The organism is Parabacteroides johnsonii DSM 18315 (assembly GCF_025151045.1).
In the GTDB taxonomy this organism is placed as follows: domain Bacteria; phylum Bacteroidota; class Bacteroidia; order Bacteroidales; family Tannerellaceae; genus Parabacteroides; species Parabacteroides johnsonii.
Map to the genome: position 1 here is coordinate 2,835,747 of NZ_CP102285.1, position 15,716 is coordinate 2,851,462.

The 15,716-nt window shown below is 43.9% G+C and carries 13 protein-coding genes and 1 tRNA gene; 3 read left to right on the plus strand and 11 right to left on the minus strand.

What is annotated here, in order from left to right:
* Nucleotides 1–8: 8 nt before the first annotated feature.
* The 4 genes from NQ564_RS11695 to NQ564_RS11710 form a co-directional block, all read right to left on the minus strand.
* Nucleotides 9–3,263 (minus strand): TonB-dependent receptor, encoded by a 3,255-nt coding sequence (locus NQ564_RS11695; protein ID WP_227963149.1) that lies wholly within the window; start codon nt 3,261–3,263, stop codon nt 9–11.
* A 479-nt stretch (nt 3,264–3,742) separates the two neighbouring features.
* Nucleotides 3,743–4,723, minus strand: a complete 981-nt coding sequence (locus NQ564_RS11700) for a FecR domain-containing protein (RefSeq protein ID WP_008151394.1) — start codon at nt 4,721–4,723, stop codon at nt 3,743–3,745.
* Nucleotides 4,724–4,781: 58 nt separating this feature from the next.
* Complete coding sequence (locus tag NQ564_RS11705; protein ID WP_021862225.1) at nt 4,782–5,324, minus strand: RNA polymerase sigma-70 factor; 543 nt, start codon at nt 5,322–5,324, stop codon at nt 4,782–4,784.
* Between the two features lie 278 nt (nt 5,325–5,602).
* Nucleotides 5,603–5,944: a hypothetical protein gene (locus tag NQ564_RS11710; RefSeq protein WP_129650108.1), complete on the minus strand. Its 342-nt coding sequence runs from the start codon at nt 5,942–5,944 to the stop codon at nt 5,603–5,605.
* Between the two features lie 136 nt (nt 5,945–6,080).
* Between NQ564_RS11710 and NQ564_RS11715 the strand changes: the two genes are divergently transcribed.
* The 3 genes from NQ564_RS11715 to mazG all read left to right on the plus strand — a co-directional run bounded on the left by NQ564_RS11715 (nt 6,081) and on the right by mazG (nt 10,085).
* Nucleotides 6,081–7,001 (plus strand): RluA family pseudouridine synthase, encoded by a 921-nt coding sequence (locus tag NQ564_RS11715; protein ID WP_008151404.1) that lies wholly within the window; start codon nt 6,081–6,083, stop codon nt 6,999–7,001.
* A gap of 7 nt (nt 7,002–7,008) precedes the next feature.
* Complete coding sequence (locus tag NQ564_RS11720) at nt 7,009–9,102, plus strand: protein-disulfide reductase DsbD family protein (protein ID WP_008151406.1); 2,094 nt, start codon at nt 7,009–7,011, stop codon at nt 9,100–9,102.
* 197 nt (nt 9,103–9,299) lie between these two features.
* Nucleotides 9,300–10,085: a nucleoside triphosphate pyrophosphohydrolase gene (gene mazG / locus NQ564_RS11725; protein ID WP_008157145.1), complete on the plus strand. Its 786-nt coding sequence runs from the start codon at nt 9,300–9,302 to the stop codon at nt 10,083–10,085.
* A 93-nt stretch (nt 10,086–10,178) separates the two neighbouring features.
* Here mazG and NQ564_RS11730 read toward each other — a convergent pair whose 3' ends face one another.
* From NQ564_RS11730 to hisS, 7 genes are all read right to left on the minus strand, one after another.
* On the minus strand, nt 10,179–10,649 hold the full coding sequence (locus NQ564_RS11730) for a hypothetical protein (protein WP_008151410.1): 471 nt from the start codon (nt 10,647–10,649) through the stop codon (nt 10,179–10,181).
* 48 nt (nt 10,650–10,697) lie between these two features.
* Nucleotides 10,698–11,087 carry a hypothetical protein gene (locus NQ564_RS11735; RefSeq protein WP_008151411.1) on the minus strand — a complete coding sequence of 130 codons (390 nt, stop codon included), beginning with the start codon at nt 11,085–11,087 and terminating at the stop codon, nt 10,698–10,700.
* Nucleotides 11,088–11,133: 46 nt separating this feature from the next.
* Nucleotides 11,134–11,685 carry an RNA polymerase sigma factor gene (locus NQ564_RS11740; protein ID WP_008151413.1) on the minus strand — a complete coding sequence of 184 codons (552 nt, stop codon included), beginning with the start codon at nt 11,683–11,685 and terminating at the stop codon, nt 11,134–11,136.
* A 155-nt stretch (nt 11,686–11,840) separates the two neighbouring features.
* Nucleotides 11,841–11,922: transfer RNA gene (locus NQ564_RS11745), tRNA-Leu, on the minus strand.
* 157 nt (nt 11,923–12,079) lie between these two features.
* Nucleotides 12,080–13,717, minus strand: coding sequence for a chaperonin GroEL (gene groL / locus NQ564_RS11750; RefSeq protein WP_008157134.1), 1,638 nt, complete (start codon nt 13,715–13,717; stop codon nt 12,080–12,082).
* Between the two features lie 71 nt (nt 13,718–13,788).
* Nucleotides 13,789–14,058 (minus strand): co-chaperone GroES, encoded by a 270-nt coding sequence (locus NQ564_RS11755; protein WP_005636683.1) that lies wholly within the window; start codon nt 14,056–14,058, stop codon nt 13,789–13,791.
* Between the two features lie 278 nt (nt 14,059–14,336).
* Complete coding sequence (gene hisS, locus NQ564_RS11760; RefSeq protein WP_008151426.1) at nt 14,337–15,692, minus strand: histidine--tRNA ligase; 1,356 nt, start codon at nt 15,690–15,692, stop codon at nt 14,337–14,339.
* Between the last annotated feature and the right edge of the window lie 24 nt (nt 15,693–15,716).

Below are 15,716 nucleotides of genomic sequence, written 5' to 3' on the forward strand. Positions count from 1 at the left end.
CCTTACTTTTAAAATTGAACATTCAAACCAAATGAATAAGTACGGGCAAACGGATAAGCCCACGCGCTCGAAGCTTCCGGATCCATACCTGGCACAAAATCAGAGATCGTAAACAGGTTGTTTGCCGTAAAATAAACACGCACGCGACTAAAGCCTGTCGAAGACAACACATTACGAGGGATAGTATATCCCAATGTCAAATTTTTCATACGCAAATAGCCTGCGTTGATCATCCAAAAATCAGAGTTCTCATAATTATGATTGGCATCATCTTTATTCAAGATACGTGGATACTTGGCATTCGTATTCTGCGGACTCCAATAATCCAACTGATGTTCAAAAAAAGTCGCGTCATATAACGGTCTTATAAAATTATCTTTCACAATCCGGTCTTGCTGCCCTATTCCCTGGAAAAATATTCCCAAATCAAAGTTCTTATAATCAAACGAAAGGTTCAAACCATACAGAAAATGCGGATTCGGATCACCTAAAACGACACGGTCGTTCGCGTCAATTTTGTCATCACCATTCTGGTTTTTGTAGCGGATATCACCAGCTCCCGTTTTTGAATTTTGGAATGGGGCTTCTGCCACTTCTTCATCAGATTGAAATAATCCCATTGATTCATATCCATAGATCGAATTGAACGGCAAACCTACTTCCGTATATGTCGTAGAACTTTTCCAAGGTCCGGTATCACCCAAGTCAACCACTTCATTCCGGTTATCCGACAAGTTGGCAGAGATACTATACCCGAAGTCATTAATCCGGTCATTCCATCCCAAAGACAATTCCCAACCTTTATTGCGAACCTGTCCGATATTCATATTCGGCTTACCGAAGCCATATTCCAACGGAACGGGAACAGCCAACAAGATGTCTTTCGTATTTTTGACGTAATATTCACCTGTAAAATTCAAACGACTATTCAACAATTTAGCATCCACACCGACATTGAACATTTCCGAACGTTCCCAACTCAAAGCCTGATTTCCGATTGTTTTCAATTGAGCCATTTGTTGGTAACTATTATTTAAAATCAAACCACCCGTAGAAACCAACGTATAGCTCGGATATAAGCCCAAACCATTTGCATTTCCCGTTTGTCCCCAAGAAGCACGGATCTTCAAATCATCCAAATAATCCTTTGTCTCTTCCATAAAAGACTCCTGAGAAATTCTCCACGCTACAGCAATAGAAGGAAATGAAGACCAACGGCTGCCTTTTGCAAAACGAGAAGAGGCATCCGAACGCATACTCAACGACAAAATATATTTATTGTCATAGTCATAGTTGATACGACCGATGAAAGAGGCCAATGCCCAATGCTCACCGTTACCATCATTACTCCAATTGTCTTTCGGACCCGGGTTCAGCTCCCAGATCAAATCTGTAGGATAACCGGAACGAGATCCTTTCAGCCAGTCGCTGCTTTCGCTCTCCTGCTGATAGCCGGCTAAGATATCCAAATTGTGGACACCGAAACTCTTTTTATAGCTCAACAAAGCCTGCAAGTTGTAGTAGTTATTCTGATCTCTACGGTCAGAGAAGCTGTTTTGGCCTTTTTCAATGATTTCTTGTGTAAAATAGTTTTTATACACCAATTTACGGGACTGAGATTCTTCTCCTTTAAAAACATACTTCACATTGGCAATACCCGTAAACGTCAGTCCTTCGATAATTTCATAGTTCAACTTGAAAAGTCCGGATGCTTCGTGCCGATTTGTAAACTTCTGTCCACCTTCATAAAGAGCAACCAACGGGTTGGTAAAAAAGCCGGCATTGTAACCGTAAGTTCCATCTGTATAATAAGCTACCATCGTCGGATCGGCTCCGATAACCTGCTTATAAATATCTTGCTGATTATTCAATCCTTCCATATCCCGTAACTGATAACGAATATCAAAAGAGACATCAAATTTCTTGCTAATCTGGATATCCGTACTTGAACGGACATTGAATACATTCTGTTGCGTCATCGGGAAAATACCGGTTTGATGATCCACCCCTGCACTCACCAAATACTTCACCTTTTCCGTTCCACCAGAAGCCTCAATACCATGACGGGTCGTCACACTGTTCTGGATGGCCAAGTCCAACCAATCTGTATTAGGATAACGGTTCGGATCCCCTCCTTTTTCATAACCGGCAATCTGTTCAGCCGTATAAATCGGATCTTGATTCATATTACCCACAGCCTCATTCATAATACGGGCATATTGTGCAGAGCTGACTGTTTTAGGCATATGCATCGGCGTGTTCACCCCCACAGAACCGTTATAACGGAATGTTGGTTTTCCTTCCTTACCTCGTTTTGTTGTAATCAACAAAACACCATTGGCAGCACGTGACCCATAGATAGCAGCCGAAGCTGCATCTTTCAACACATTAATACTTTCAATATCTTCAGGATTCAGGAAGTTGAAATCGGCCGGAACGCCGTCTACCAATACTAACGGGGCTGTAGAATTATCAGTATTCAAAACCGAAGAACCACGTAATTGAAGAGAAGGAGCTTCTCCTGGCGCTCCTTTACCTGTCACCATCAAGCCTGGAACCTGCCCTTGCAAAGCTTCTCCAACAGTCTGAACCGGACGGTTTTGTAACGTTTCTGCCTTAACTGTCGTAACAGCCGTTGCAATGTTACCCTTGCGCTGTGTTCCATAACCGACCACTACGACTTCATCTAAACTCTGCAAATCTTCTTTTAAAACAATATTCCATTTTTTCTGGCTTTTCACTGCAAATTGCTGATCTACATAACCGATGTATGACACGACCAAAATGGCATTATCCGAGGAGGCATTGATCGAGAACTTTCCATCCATATCCGTCACTGTTCCATTGGTCGTTCCTTTTTCTACGACATTCGCACCAATAATCGGCAAACCCGTCTCATCTACGATTACTCCAGTGATGTTTTTCCCTGTCTGCTGAGCAATAGATAATATCTGCTTTCCTCCTCGCTTTGTCAAGACAATATAATCATCATCAAAAACATACGTGATGCCAGAACCCTCAAAAACACGGTTCAAGCAATCAGCAACGGAACTGCTCCCGGCTTCAAGCGAAACCGTTCTGTTCGCATCCACTTCTCGCTTATTGTACACGAACATATATCCCGTTTCTTTTTCGACCTGTTCGATAAAGGCTCCGATTGTCATACGGGAATTCGTGATATTTACTTTTGCCGTCTGTGCATCCATGTCTGCCGCATAGGTAGCAAAGGCACAGGCGAACAATCCCAATGTTGATAATCTCATGATATTAAAAAATTTACCAAGGCAGTGCCTTTTACATAATAAATGTAGAGATAAAGTATATTTTTTCATACTTTTGCGAATTATATATTTAATACTTTTTTTACGACTAAGAGTGTTAGATTTAAGTCGTCCGGTGCGGGAACACCGGACGATTTTTTTATATAAAAAGCTTCTTCCATTCAAATCATAGGCATTATCTTTTTTAAGGTTACACATGTTTTTCCAGATATTTATAAGTTTAACCCTTCATCCATAAAAGACCACTATAGATTATTTATTTTTTAACCCTACTTAACATCCTCCAAAACAAATAAACCCGATAACAACATTTCTATCTCCACTATCAAAATGTCACTACTATCCCATCAAAATCGGATTTCTATAGCAGATATTTGGAATTACTATTGCGGGTAATATTTTTTAACCTTACATACAGTACAGTTTTATCCTTTTTTCCCTATCAAAATGGTAATGCAATTTTATTGCAATACAATAAAATTCCTATCGTCATCTTTCGTATACTTGAACGGATATACAATCTGGAGTTTCCGCAAGACGCTTTCCACTCCATCCCGTTGTCTGAATTTACCGGTATAGCGGAAGTTTCCGAGCTTCGTGTTTTTCACAATGATAGACACATCATAATAGAGTTCCAACTTCTTAATGATATCTGTCAGCAACATATCGTCAAAGATAAAGACACCCTCCTTCCATGCCATAAAATCCGTATTCTCGAATGAAGAGACTTTGGAAGAATGGTCCGAGACTACGATCTGCTGCCGAGGTTGCAAAGCATAGCTGCTATTCCTGTTATGCACACAGGAAACAGAGACAGCCCCTTCAACCAGTGAAGCGACGAAATATTCTTCCGTATCGTAAGCATTCACATTGAACTTCGTTCCGGTAACCTGAATATCCATTTTGTTTGTTTTGACCACGAAAGGATTCCCCGCTGCTTTTTCCACTTCGAAAAAGGCTTCGCCATGCAGTTCGACTTCCCGCCTCTTCGGGTCGAAACGTTCGGGATAGCGCAAGGTGGTGTTGGCGTTCAACCAGACTTCAGTGCCGTCAGCAAGCAAGACTTTGGCACGCTGCCCGGCCGGAGTCGAAAACTCCTGATAACGGACAAACTCTTCCTCTTTGTCTCCTGCATAATTCATCAGCAGATAAGTCGACAAGACGGAAAAGAGCACGATCGCGGCATAACCCGCTACTTTACGCAAACTGAATAGCAACGCACGTTTCTTGCGCATGCCGATAAACGAGCGATATTGCCTATCCAAAACTGTTCCCTCTTCATTCGCCAAAGAAACAAGCGCGGATAGATTTTGTATCCCGGCCGCCTCTTTCCTGAGCTCTTCATTTTCTTTCAACTGCTGGAATAGTATTCGTTTTTCTTCCACAGAAATCTCTCCTGCCAAATATTTTGATAACAGATCGTACATACTTCCTTTTGTCATTATATAAGTTAAACCCTCGTCGCGGAACGAACCACTATACTCCAGTTCAAAATAAACATTAATTAACCAGGAACAACAACAGCGGCAAATAGTCTTTCAATGCCACACGCAATTTTTTGAGAGCTGTCACCATTTGGTTCTCTACCGTATTCACGGAGATTCCTAATTCGTCCGATATTTCCTTGTATTTGAGTCCTTCAATACGGCTTTTGATAAAGACTTCGCGGCAACGTTCCGGCAACGTGTCAAGAGCACGCCGGATAACCTCTTGCAACTCCTCTTCCGACTGATAGGAATAGTTGAACGTTTCCAAAGCATACAGTTTAAATCCCAGCTCCTCTTTCATCTGGCTGTTATACTCTTCTTCGATCAGCTTGTGACGCAGGAAGTTCAGGCAACGGTTTTTTACCAACGTAAACAAATAAGTTGTAAGTGTAAAAGAGATCTCAATTTCTTCCTTTCTTTCCCAAAGTATGAGAAACACATCTTGCACAATATTCTCTGCATCTTCGTTTGCCGGAACGTAGTTTTTGGCAAAAGCGAACATCTTCGGATAATACAGCTTATATAGTTTCTCAAAATCCCCTTTAAGGTATAACATATCTGGTATATTTACTCTTTTTAGCAAAAGTAGTATATTATTTCAGAGTTCAAACATCTGCTTCTAAAATTATCTCATCCATACCGGCAGCCTCCGAAACACATTCTGCCAATCCAACAATGATTCTCTTAGCATCCACAAACACAGGCTAATTTCAGTGCAGGCAAGAGGGAATATAATTTTCTTCAGACACTAAAGAGTTGAAATTTCTTCGATAGATAATCCGGTGGACAAAGCGATGATCTCCAAAGAGACTTTGTTCTTTTTCAGATTGCAGGTTATTTCTTTTTGATTTTCCTTTTCTCCTTCCGCCCGTCCATAGGGACACGGAACAAATACGCATTCCCGACGAATGTCCGCACCAACTTTCCTTCCTGCATCATCTTCTTCAGATCCGCAGCCGCCTTCGTCTTCCCGCAACGGCAAAGGCCGCGATAGACCTTGCCGGTTATGTAAGGATGCGTCTTTAGGTATTCCATCGTCCGCTGCTCGCACACTTCCTGGGTGAAACCGACAGTTTTTTTTCTGGCGAACGGTCGTTCGCTGGCTGGAGGACGATCGTTCACCAATCGGCGAACAACCGTTCGTCCTACGGCGGACGATTTGGGAATTACACTCAAAGATATAATAAATAAAGGAAGAAGAACTAATAAATACAGAGAAATACAGTAATGCTTGATTTATTTTATTTGTCCGTATCTCCTTGCAGCATTGCGCAAAAGCCAGTATCTTTGTCAACTATATATAATTAGGAATATGGCAAGACGCTCAGAATACAGAGGCACAGATAGATCCAAGGCCCCTCGAGGACGTAAAGTTACAGTGAAAGAGGAGAATACGTTACTTCCTTTCCTGTTCGGTCTTTTAAACGAACAAAGTAAAAGTTCAGTCAAGGCACTACTCGCCCACGGACAGATTTCAGTCAATGGTACGGTAACCTCCCAGTTCAACACGCCGCTCATACCGGGCGACGAAGTGTTAATCAGTTACGAACGAGGAAAAGTCGAGTTCAACAACCCGCTGCTCACGATTGTTTGGGAAGATGACGACTTGATAGTCGTAAACAAGAAAGAAGGCTTGCTTTCGGTTTCCAGCACGCGTGTAAAGGAACGGACCGCTTTTCATCTACTTAGCGGGTACGTCAAGAAGACGGACCCACGCAACAAGATATTCGTGCTCCATCGCCTGGACCGCGACACTTCGGGGTTGATGATGTTCGCCAAGAACCTGCAAGTGCAAAAAGCATTGCAATCGAACTGGAACTCTGCCATCACGGCACGCACATACGTCGCCGTAGTGGAAGGACGTCCGGAAAAGGATTCCGATCTGATCATTTCCAACCTGACCGAAAACACCAAGATGCAAGTGTATGTGACAACTGAAGGAGACGGAAAAGAGGCGATCACACGCTATCGCCTGCTACACAGTAACGGGGCCTATTCGCTGTTGGAACTCGACCTGGAGACAGGCCGCAAGAACCAGATACGCGCACAGATGCAATCGATCGGGCACTCCATCGCAGGCGATTACAAGTACGGTGCGGAGACAGATCCAACCGGACGCCTGATGCTTCACGCCCGACGACTCGATTTCATTCATCCGGTAACGGGCGAAGAAATGCATTTCGAGACACGCATTCCTGATAAATTCACTTCTTTAGCTCATAAACAAAAATAAAAATAATATGAAGAAGCTCTTTAGTACCTTGATGTTGGTGCTCGTCGCACTGACTGTACAGGCACAGATTCTCCAGCCTGTGAAATGGAAAATACAACTGAATGACTCCGGCTCAGCAGAGAAAGAGATCGTATTTACCGCTACTGCCGATAAAGGCTGGCATTTGTATGACCAGGACCTGCCGGAAGGCGGCCCCGTCTCCACTTCGTTCACATTCGAGACATTAAAGGGAGCCGAGCTGATCGGCAAGCCGACTTCATCTGTCAAACCGACCACCGTGTACGACGAACTGTTCGCCATGAACCTACGTTGGTATCCGGGTACCGTTTCGTTCACCCAAAAGTTCAAAGTGACCGATCCAGCCAAGTTTAAAGCCGAAGGGGAAGTAGAATTCATGGCTTGCAACGACGAAACTTGTCTGCCTCCCGACCGCGTCAGCTTCTCATTCGACAAAAAGAATATAAAAATGACAGCCGTCGCCGAAACAGTGGTGGAAAAACCGGAAGTCGAGCAAGACGATGTAACAGCCGTGCAACCGGATACCGAAAAGGTGGTAGAAGAAGTGGCAGAACTGAAAACTCCCACTCCTGATGTCAATAAGGACAAAGCGGAGAATAAGCCGGTCCTCGTATCCAATGAGCTGACCGACAACGCTGCTCTCTGGACTCCCGTCATTGACCGGTTGAAGGCTTTCGGCGACACGACGGTTTCCGCGACCGATACATCGTGGTTGTTCATCTTCTTCGCCGGTTTCTTAGGTGGATTAATCGCCCTGCTAACACCCTGTGTATGGCCGATGATCCCGATGACGGTCAGTTTCTTCCTTAAACGGACAAAGGACCGCAAAAAGGCGATCCGCGATGCGGTGACATACGGACTTTCGATCATTGTGATTTATCTGGTGATGGGATTGCTGATTACGGGGATATTCGGGGCAAGTGCGCTGAACGACTTGTCGACAAATGCAATCTTCAATATCATTTTCTTCCTGCTGTTAGTTATCTTTGCCATCTCTTTCTTCGGAGCGTTCGAAATGGTATTGCCCTCTTCCTGGACAAATAAGCTGGATACGAAGGCGGATTCAACAACGGGCATTATCAGTATTTTCTTCATGTCGTTCACTCTGGTGTTGGTTTCCTTCTCTTGCACAGGCCCGATTATCGGGACTTTGCTGGTACAGGCTGCTTCAATGGGAACGGCAGTAGGACCGGCTATCGGTATGTTCGGTTTTGCATTGGCACTGTCTATTCCGTTCAGCCTTTTCGCCATCTTCCCGAATATGCTGCAAAGCATGCCGAAATCCGGTGGTTGGCTCAATTCCGTCAAGGTGGTGTTAGGCTTCCTTGAACTGGCACTGGCGCTCAAGTTCCTCTCTGTCGCCGACCTGGCCTATGGATGGCGCTTGCTGGACCGCGAAGTGTTTATCGTGCTTTGGATCGTTATCTTTGCCCTGTTGGGAGCTTACCTGTTAGGCAAAATCAAGTTCAGCCATGACAGTGACTTGCCGTATGTATCCGTACCGCGTCTGTTCATGGCGATCATTTCTTTCTCTTTTGCCGTTTATATGGTTCCGGGGCTTTGGGGAGCGCCATTGAAAGCAATCAGCGCCTTTGCTCCTCCTCTGTATACTCAGGATTTCAACCTGTACAACAGTGAAGTACACGCTGCTTTTGACGATTACGAAGTCGGCATGGCATACGCCAAGAAGGTGAACAAGCCGGTCATGATCGATTTCTCCGGCTTCGGTTGTGTGAACTGCCGCAAGATGGAAGCATCCGTTTGGACCGACCCGAAAGTAAAACAGATATTGGAAAATGATTATGTCCTGATCACCCTGATGGTCGACGACAAGACGAAGCTGCCGCATCCGATCACGATCGAGGAGCATGGCAAGACTCGCAAGTTGAAAACAATCGGCGACAAATGGAGTTATTTGCAGCGCAGCAAATTCGGTGCAAACGCCCAACCGTTCTACATTTTGCTGAATGCCGAAGGCGAACCGATCGGCCCGTCATATGCATTCAACGAAAGTGTTCCCGACTATATCAAATTCCTGGAAAACGGATTGAAAGTATTTAAAGAACAAGAAAATGATAAATAATATCTCATAAGTAATGTGAGGGTGTGTCAAATTGATATTACCGGACGCAGATAATCCAGAACACGCAGACTGACGCAGATTTATTTTGTTGACAATTAATAGTATCCGCGTTAATCTGTGCCAGTCTGCGTCATCTGCGTCCCATGAATACCGATATCTTCCCCTCCACATTCTTCCCTATTATAACAAACAGACAAATGGCAACTAAACAAGAAAAGATGGAAGCCTTCGGACAATTGCTCGACATATTAGACGAGCTTCGTGTAAAATGTCCGTGGGACCGTAAACAAACAAACGAAAGTCTTCGCACGAATACAATCGAAGAGACTTACGAACTATGCGATGCCATCATGAAAGATGACAACAATAACATTAAAAAAGAATTGGGCGACTTGCTCTTGCACATTGTCTTCTATGCCAAGATCGGTGAAGAAAAGATGGCGTTCGACATCAAAGATGTATGCGACAGTCTTTGCCAGAAACTGATCTATCGCCATCCGCACGTTTTTGGAAGCGCACAGGCCGATACAGCCGGCAAAGTAGAACAGAGCTGGGAACAACTCAAGCTAAAGGAAAAAGGCGGTAACAAGACAGTTCTCGAAGGGGTCCCCGCTTCGCTCCCTTCCGTGGTCAAAGCTCACCGCATCCAGGATAAAGCCCGCAACGTAGGTTTCGACTGGGAACAGCGCGACCAAGTCTGGGATAAGGTGCACGAAGAGTTTACCGAACTGAAGACCGAAATCGACAAGATGGATGCAGACAAGATGGAAGCTGAGTTCGGAGACCTGTTCTTCAGCCTGATCAATGCTGCCCGCCTCTATAAGATCAATCCGGACAATGCTTTAGAACGCACAAATCAGAAGTTCACCCGCCGCTTCAACTATTTAGAAGAACATACTATCAAAGAAGGCAAGTCATTAAAAGATATGTCTTTGGAAGAAATGGACCGGATCTGGAACGAAGCAAAAGCGAAAGGGTTATAAAACAAAAGGGGAACCGACATCACGTCGCCACCCCTCCCTTAACTTAAACGCCAAAACTAAATCTAAACAAAAAACACAAATAATGATAATATTTTATTTCTTTTTATTCTCTTCTTTTCTATTATCTCCTCCTCTCATAAATTCCCGCACAAACTTTCCTTCTGCACGTTTGTATTTATAAAGTTTCTTTGGAGACAATATCTTTTTAAACTTTTCATAATACTCCTTTTCCAATTGTGCCTGCTTCATGTTTACGCTCACACACTCATCAATCACCTTTAAATAATCAGCATCAGTCGCACTTTCATTGTGCTTTAAATCTTTGGATAGTTTACGACATTCACGACCGGCCTCAAACATCTTTTCCTGCAGTTCGTTACAAAGAGGTATGAATGATGCAGCCTCTTCCGGGGTCAACCCCATTTCTGCCGTAATAAAAGCATTCTTCTTAGCAAGGAACGCTTCTCTATCAAAATTGCGATGCTGTTTCCCACTTTGAGCGTGAGCACTGAATGAGAACACAACTGAACACGCCACAAATGTAATAAAAAATATTTTATTCATACAAGTATTCTTTCAAAAATATTTCGTCAAACTTCATTTTTTTTCAATTTATTCGGTTTCCCCTATTTCTTCTGCCAATATATAACCGGCATACTGCTCTTCCAGGTACTCCAGGTATTCTTCGTCCTCGGCCGCTTGTAGAGCGGAAACTGAGGCAGGAGACACTTCTGTTTTCACGAGTAGCGAGTCGGTTTTCGCCGCTTTATCTTCGGGTCCGACCAAAACTTTAAAAAACAACCCCAATCCGGCAAAAACGGCTGCCATATATAACCAGGGACGAACACGATCCATCAAGGAAACTTTTTTAGCCTCCTTCTCAGGCTCTCTTTCGGGAAGCTGACTCATAATGTTTGCCGTCAATCCCTCCATATACCCCTTAGGCACAGTAAAAGGATTTTTCCCTTTAAGACGGTCCAGATTGTTTTGTTCTGTTTTCATATCATCTCTCTTTTATGTTCTTTTGACAAATGGTAACACGAAAGGTTTAAATGTCTTTTGTTAAAAACTCCTCTACTTTCTTCACCGCATGGTGATAGGAGGCTTTTAAAGCGCCTACGGAAGTTCCGAAAATCTCAGACATATCTTCATATTTCATATCGTCAAAATATTTCATATTAAAAACGGCACGCTGTTTCTCCGGCAATGTCAGGATGGCTTCCTGCAACTTCATCTGTGCAGCATCCCCGTCGAAGTACTCGTCTCCTTTCAGACGATCCAACAAAAACACGTCCGTATCATCGATCGAGACATTGTTCTGTGTACGCTGGCGGTTCAGAAAGGTTATACATTCGTTTATCGCAATCTTATACAACCAAGTCGATAACTTCGCTTCTCCCCGGAAATAGTCGACATTCGTCCAGGCTTTCAGGAATGTATTCTGCAATAAGTCGTTTGCATCATCATGGTCCAATACCATCTTTCGTATCTGCCAATACAACTTCTCCCCGTAGAAATTGACAACCTGTGCGAAAGCATCACGTTGATGCGCCGGATCACGTAATTGTTTTATTATCTCTTCCTCTATATATTGTTGCATTCCTACTCATTAATTTGGGGTAAATATAAGAAAATAATCATTATCTCCTTCCGTTCTTTTCCTATAAAGGACGGAAATAGTGGCTCAAAGTTTAATCAAACCTCATAAAGGGATATAAAAAAAGCGGACAACCATATGAGTTATCCGCTTTGAAGTGCCCAGAACAGGACTCGAACCTGCATGCCTCTCGACACACGCACCTGAAACGTGCGCGTCTACCAATTCCGCCACCTGGGCAATTCAACACTTTTCAGTGAAGCAATCTCTCTCGATTGCGGTTGCAAAGGTAACAACTTTTTTGAAACCGCCAAACTGTAACTCTACTTTTTTACACAAAAACGGCCACCTCCTTTCAAGAAGCGGCCGTTTCTGATTTTATGCTTTATGGGAAGAATTACATCATACCGCCCATGCCACCCATACCCGGGTTCATAGCAGGAGCTGCCGGAGCTTCTTCTTTCTTTTCAGCGATCACACATTCGGTAGTCAGGAACATTCCTGCGATAGAAGCGGCATTTTCCAAAGCTACACGTGTTACCTTAGCAGGGTCGATTACACCAGCTGCACACAAGTTTTCATACTTGTCTGCACGGGCATTGTAACCGAAGTCACCTTTGCCTTCTTTTACTTTCTGAACAACTACCGCACCTTCTTTACCAGCGTTGGCTACGATCTGGCGCAACGGTTCTTCGATAGCGCGTTTAACGATTTCGATACCGGTTGTTTCGTCTTCGTTTTCACCCTTCATGCCTTCCAACGTTTCGATAGCACGGATGTAAGCGACACCACCACCAGGAACCGTACCTTCTTCGATAGCAGCACGAGTTGCATGCAGGGCATCGTCGACACGGTCTTTCTTTTCTTTCATTTCAACTTCAGAAGGAGCACCTACATACAGTACGGCAACGCCACCGGCCATCTTAGCCAGACGTTCCTGCAATTTTTCCTTGTCATAGTCGGAAGTCGTATTTTCAATCTGAGTCTTGATCTGTCCGATACGAGCCTGAATAGCTTCCTTATCACCTGCACCGTTTACGATAGTAGTCGTATCTTTGTCTACCGTAACCTTTTCAGCCGTACCCAGCATATCCATTGTAGCACCTTCCAGCTTCAAGCCTTTTTCTTCGGAGATCACAACACCACCTGTCAGGACAGCAATATCTTCCAACATAGCTTTACGACGGTCACCGAAGCCCGGAGCCTTAACAGCACAGATCTTCAAAGAACCACGCAGACGGTTTACAACCAAAGTTGCCAAAGCTTCACTATCGATATCTTCAGCGATGATCAACAGAGGACGACCGCTCTGAACTGCCGGTTCAAGGATAGGCAGCAAATCTTTCAATACAGAGATCTTCTTGTCGTAGATCAGGATATACGGATTTTCCATCTCGCATTCCATCTTTTCCGTATTAGTTACAAAATACGGGGAGATATAACCACGGTCGAACTGCATACCTTCTACTACGTCTACTGTAGTTTCCGTACCTTTAGCTTCTTCTACAGTGATAACACCTTCGGTTTTTACTCTCTGCATAGCTTCTGCGATCAGTTTACCGATGGCTTCGTCACCGTTAGCGGAAATCTTGGCTACGTGTTCGATCTTTTCGAACTGGTCACCTACAGCTTCAGACTGAGCAGCGATGCTCTCTACGACTTTAGCTACCGCTTTATCAATACCACGTTTCAGGTCCATAGGGTTGGCACCTGCCGTTACGTTCTTCAGACCGACACCGATAATAGACTGTGCCAGAACTGTTGCAGTCGTCGTACCGTCACCGGCATTATCGTTTGTCTTTGAAGCAACTTCCTTAACCAGTTGAGCGCCCATGTTTTCAAACGGGCAAGCAACTTCCACTTCTTTAGCAACTGTTACACCATCTTTTGTGATATGGGGAGCACCGAACTTCTTTTCGATGATCACGTTACGTCCCTTCGGGCCCAGTGTTACTTTTACTGCGTTAGCCAATTCATCCACGCCTTTCTTCAGAAGGTCGCGGGCATCCATATCGTATTTAATTTCTTTTGCCATGATTTCTATCGTTTTATATAAATGTATAAATATTTTTAATTGTCAATTGTCCACTATCAATTGTCAATTGTTCAGATAATAGCCAAAATATCAGACTGACGCATGATTAGATATTTTTCACCGTCCAGTTCGATTTCCGTACCGGCATACTTACCATACAATACAGTATCGCCATTCTTTACAACCATTTCCTCATCCTTTGTTCCGTTACCTACGGCAACAACTTCACCTTTTAAAGGTTTTTCTTTTGCTGAATCGGGAATAATGATTCCGCCAAGTGTCTTTTCTTCTGCTGCAGCTGGCTTAATCAGCACTCTGTCTGCTAATGGTCTAATGTTCATCGTTGTATATTTTTTTAGTTGTTAATAATATTACGTTAATCTTGTGCTTTCTTATCGCACGTAAATGCTTATGCGAATACTGTGCCAAAACTGTTGTCAGGGAAAAGACTGACAATTTTGCACTTCGGAAAGGCAGACAATGCAAATATGTCTGACAGGATGACCATCCTGCACAAAAGAACTTCCCCATTACAACAAGAGAGTGAATGGGGAAGTTCAACTATCAGTCTATTAAAATAGTAGAAACGGACAGTATCAGAAGTAACGGTTGAACACAGTTAGAATCTTTCGATCAATTCTTCTATCGTGACGAGAGACTGTTCGCCTGTCAACATGTTCTTCAGATTGATCTTGCCCTCGTTTATTTCATTTTCACCGACAATCGCCACAAACGGAATCTTCTTCGTATCGGCATATCCCATCTGTTTTTTCATTTTGGCAGCTTCGGGATACAACTCCGTACGGATACCGGCAGCACGCACTTTCGAGATCAGAGGCAACAAATAGTTTTCTTCTTTCTCGCCGAAGTTCACGAACAGCAGTTGCGTGGTCTTCAAAGAATCGACGGGATAAAGTTCCAGCTGGTTCAAGACATCGAAGATGCGATCAGCCCCGAAAGAGATTCCGACACCAGAAACACCGTCCATGCCAAACACACCGGTCAAATTGTCATAGCGCCCTCCCCCCGTGATACTTCCGATCTGTACATCCAGTGCTTTCACCTCGAAGATGGCACCTGTATAGTAATTCAGCCCACGCGCCAACGTCAAGTCCAGCTCCAGCTCTGCATTCAGTTCCAACTTTTCGATACGATCCAGGATAAATTCCATCTCGGCAATACCTTTCATCGCAATTTCCGATGCAGCCAGTTCCTTTTTCAGGACAACCAGCTTTTCGCGGTTCGTTCCTTTCAGCATAATGATGGGTTGCAAACGAGCGATTGCATCTTCGGACAAATCCTTGGAACGCAACTCTTCATTCACATTATCCAGTCCAATCTTATCCAATTTGTCGATAGCAACCGTGATATCGACAATCTTGTCAGCTTCACCGATTATCTCGGCAATACCGGAAAGAATCTTACGGTTGTTCATCTTTATGCAGACACGAATGCCGAAACGATGAAAGACCTCATCCATAATCTGGATCAGTTCGACTTCGTTCACCAGCGAATCGGAACCTACCACATCTCCGTCACACTGATAAAATTCGCGGTAACGTCCTTTCTGCGGACGGTCAGCACGCCATACAGGCTGTATCTGGTAACGCTTGAACGGGAAAGTGATATCATTACGGTGCTGCACCACATAACGGGCAAAAGGAACTGTCAGATCATAACGTAACCCTTTTTCGCAAGCTTTCACCCCAAACCTCACGGCGTTGCGTTCCAGCAATTCTTCATCCGTTATTCCGGAAAGACAATTTCCGGAATTCAATATTTTGAAAAGCAACTTATCGCCCTCTTCTCCATATTTACCCATCAGCGTAGACAGGTTTTCCATAGCCGGAGTTTCGATCTGCTGAAATCCGTACAGATGGTATACTTCGCGGATAGTATTGAATATATAATTACGCTTCGCCATTTCTTCAGGCGAAAAATCTCTTGTTCCTTTAGGGATAGACGGCTTTTGCATGATTCACTAATTTATTTATTCAGG

Coding starts and splice junctions, on each gene's coding strand:
- NQ564_RS11695 (WP_227963149.1), bottom strand. CDS start 3,263: ATGAGATTATCAACATTGGGATTGTTCGCCTGTGCCTTTGCTACCTAT.
- NQ564_RS11700 (WP_008151394.1), bottom strand. CDS start 4,723: ATGACAAAAGGAAGTATGTACGATCTGTTATCAAAATATTTGGCAGGA.
- NQ564_RS11705 (WP_021862225.1), bottom strand. CDS start 5,324: ATGTTATACCTTAAAGGGGATTTTGAGAAACTATATAAGCTGTATTAT.
- NQ564_RS11715 (WP_008151404.1), top strand. CDS start 6,081: ATGGCAAGACGCTCAGAATACAGAGGCACAGATAGATCCAAGGCCCCT.
- NQ564_RS11720 (WP_008151406.1), top strand. CDS start 7,009: ATGAAGAAGCTCTTTAGTACCTTGATGTTGGTGCTCGTCGCACTGACT.
- mazG (WP_008157145.1), top strand. CDS start 9,300: ATGGCAACTAAACAAGAAAAGATGGAAGCCTTCGGACAATTGCTCGAC.
- NQ564_RS11730 (WP_008151410.1), bottom strand. CDS start 10,649: ATGAATAAAATATTTTTTATTACATTTGTGGCGTGTTCAGTTGTGTTC.
- NQ564_RS11735 (WP_008151411.1), bottom strand. CDS start 11,087: ATGAAAACAGAACAAAACAATCTGGACCGTCTTAAAGGGAAAAATCCT.
- NQ564_RS11740 (WP_008151413.1), bottom strand. CDS start 11,685: ATGCAACAATATATAGAGGAAGAGATAATAAAACAATTACGTGATCCG.
- groL (WP_008157134.1), bottom strand. CDS start 13,717: ATGGCAAAAGAAATTAAATACGATATGGATGCCCGCGACCTTCTGAAG.
- NQ564_RS11755 (WP_005636683.1), bottom strand. CDS start 14,058: ATGAACATTAGACCATTAGCAGACAGAGTGCTGATTAAGCCAGCTGCA.
- hisS (WP_008151426.1), bottom strand. CDS start 15,692: ATGCAAAAGCCGTCTATCCCTAAAGGAACAAGAGATTTTTCGCCTGAA.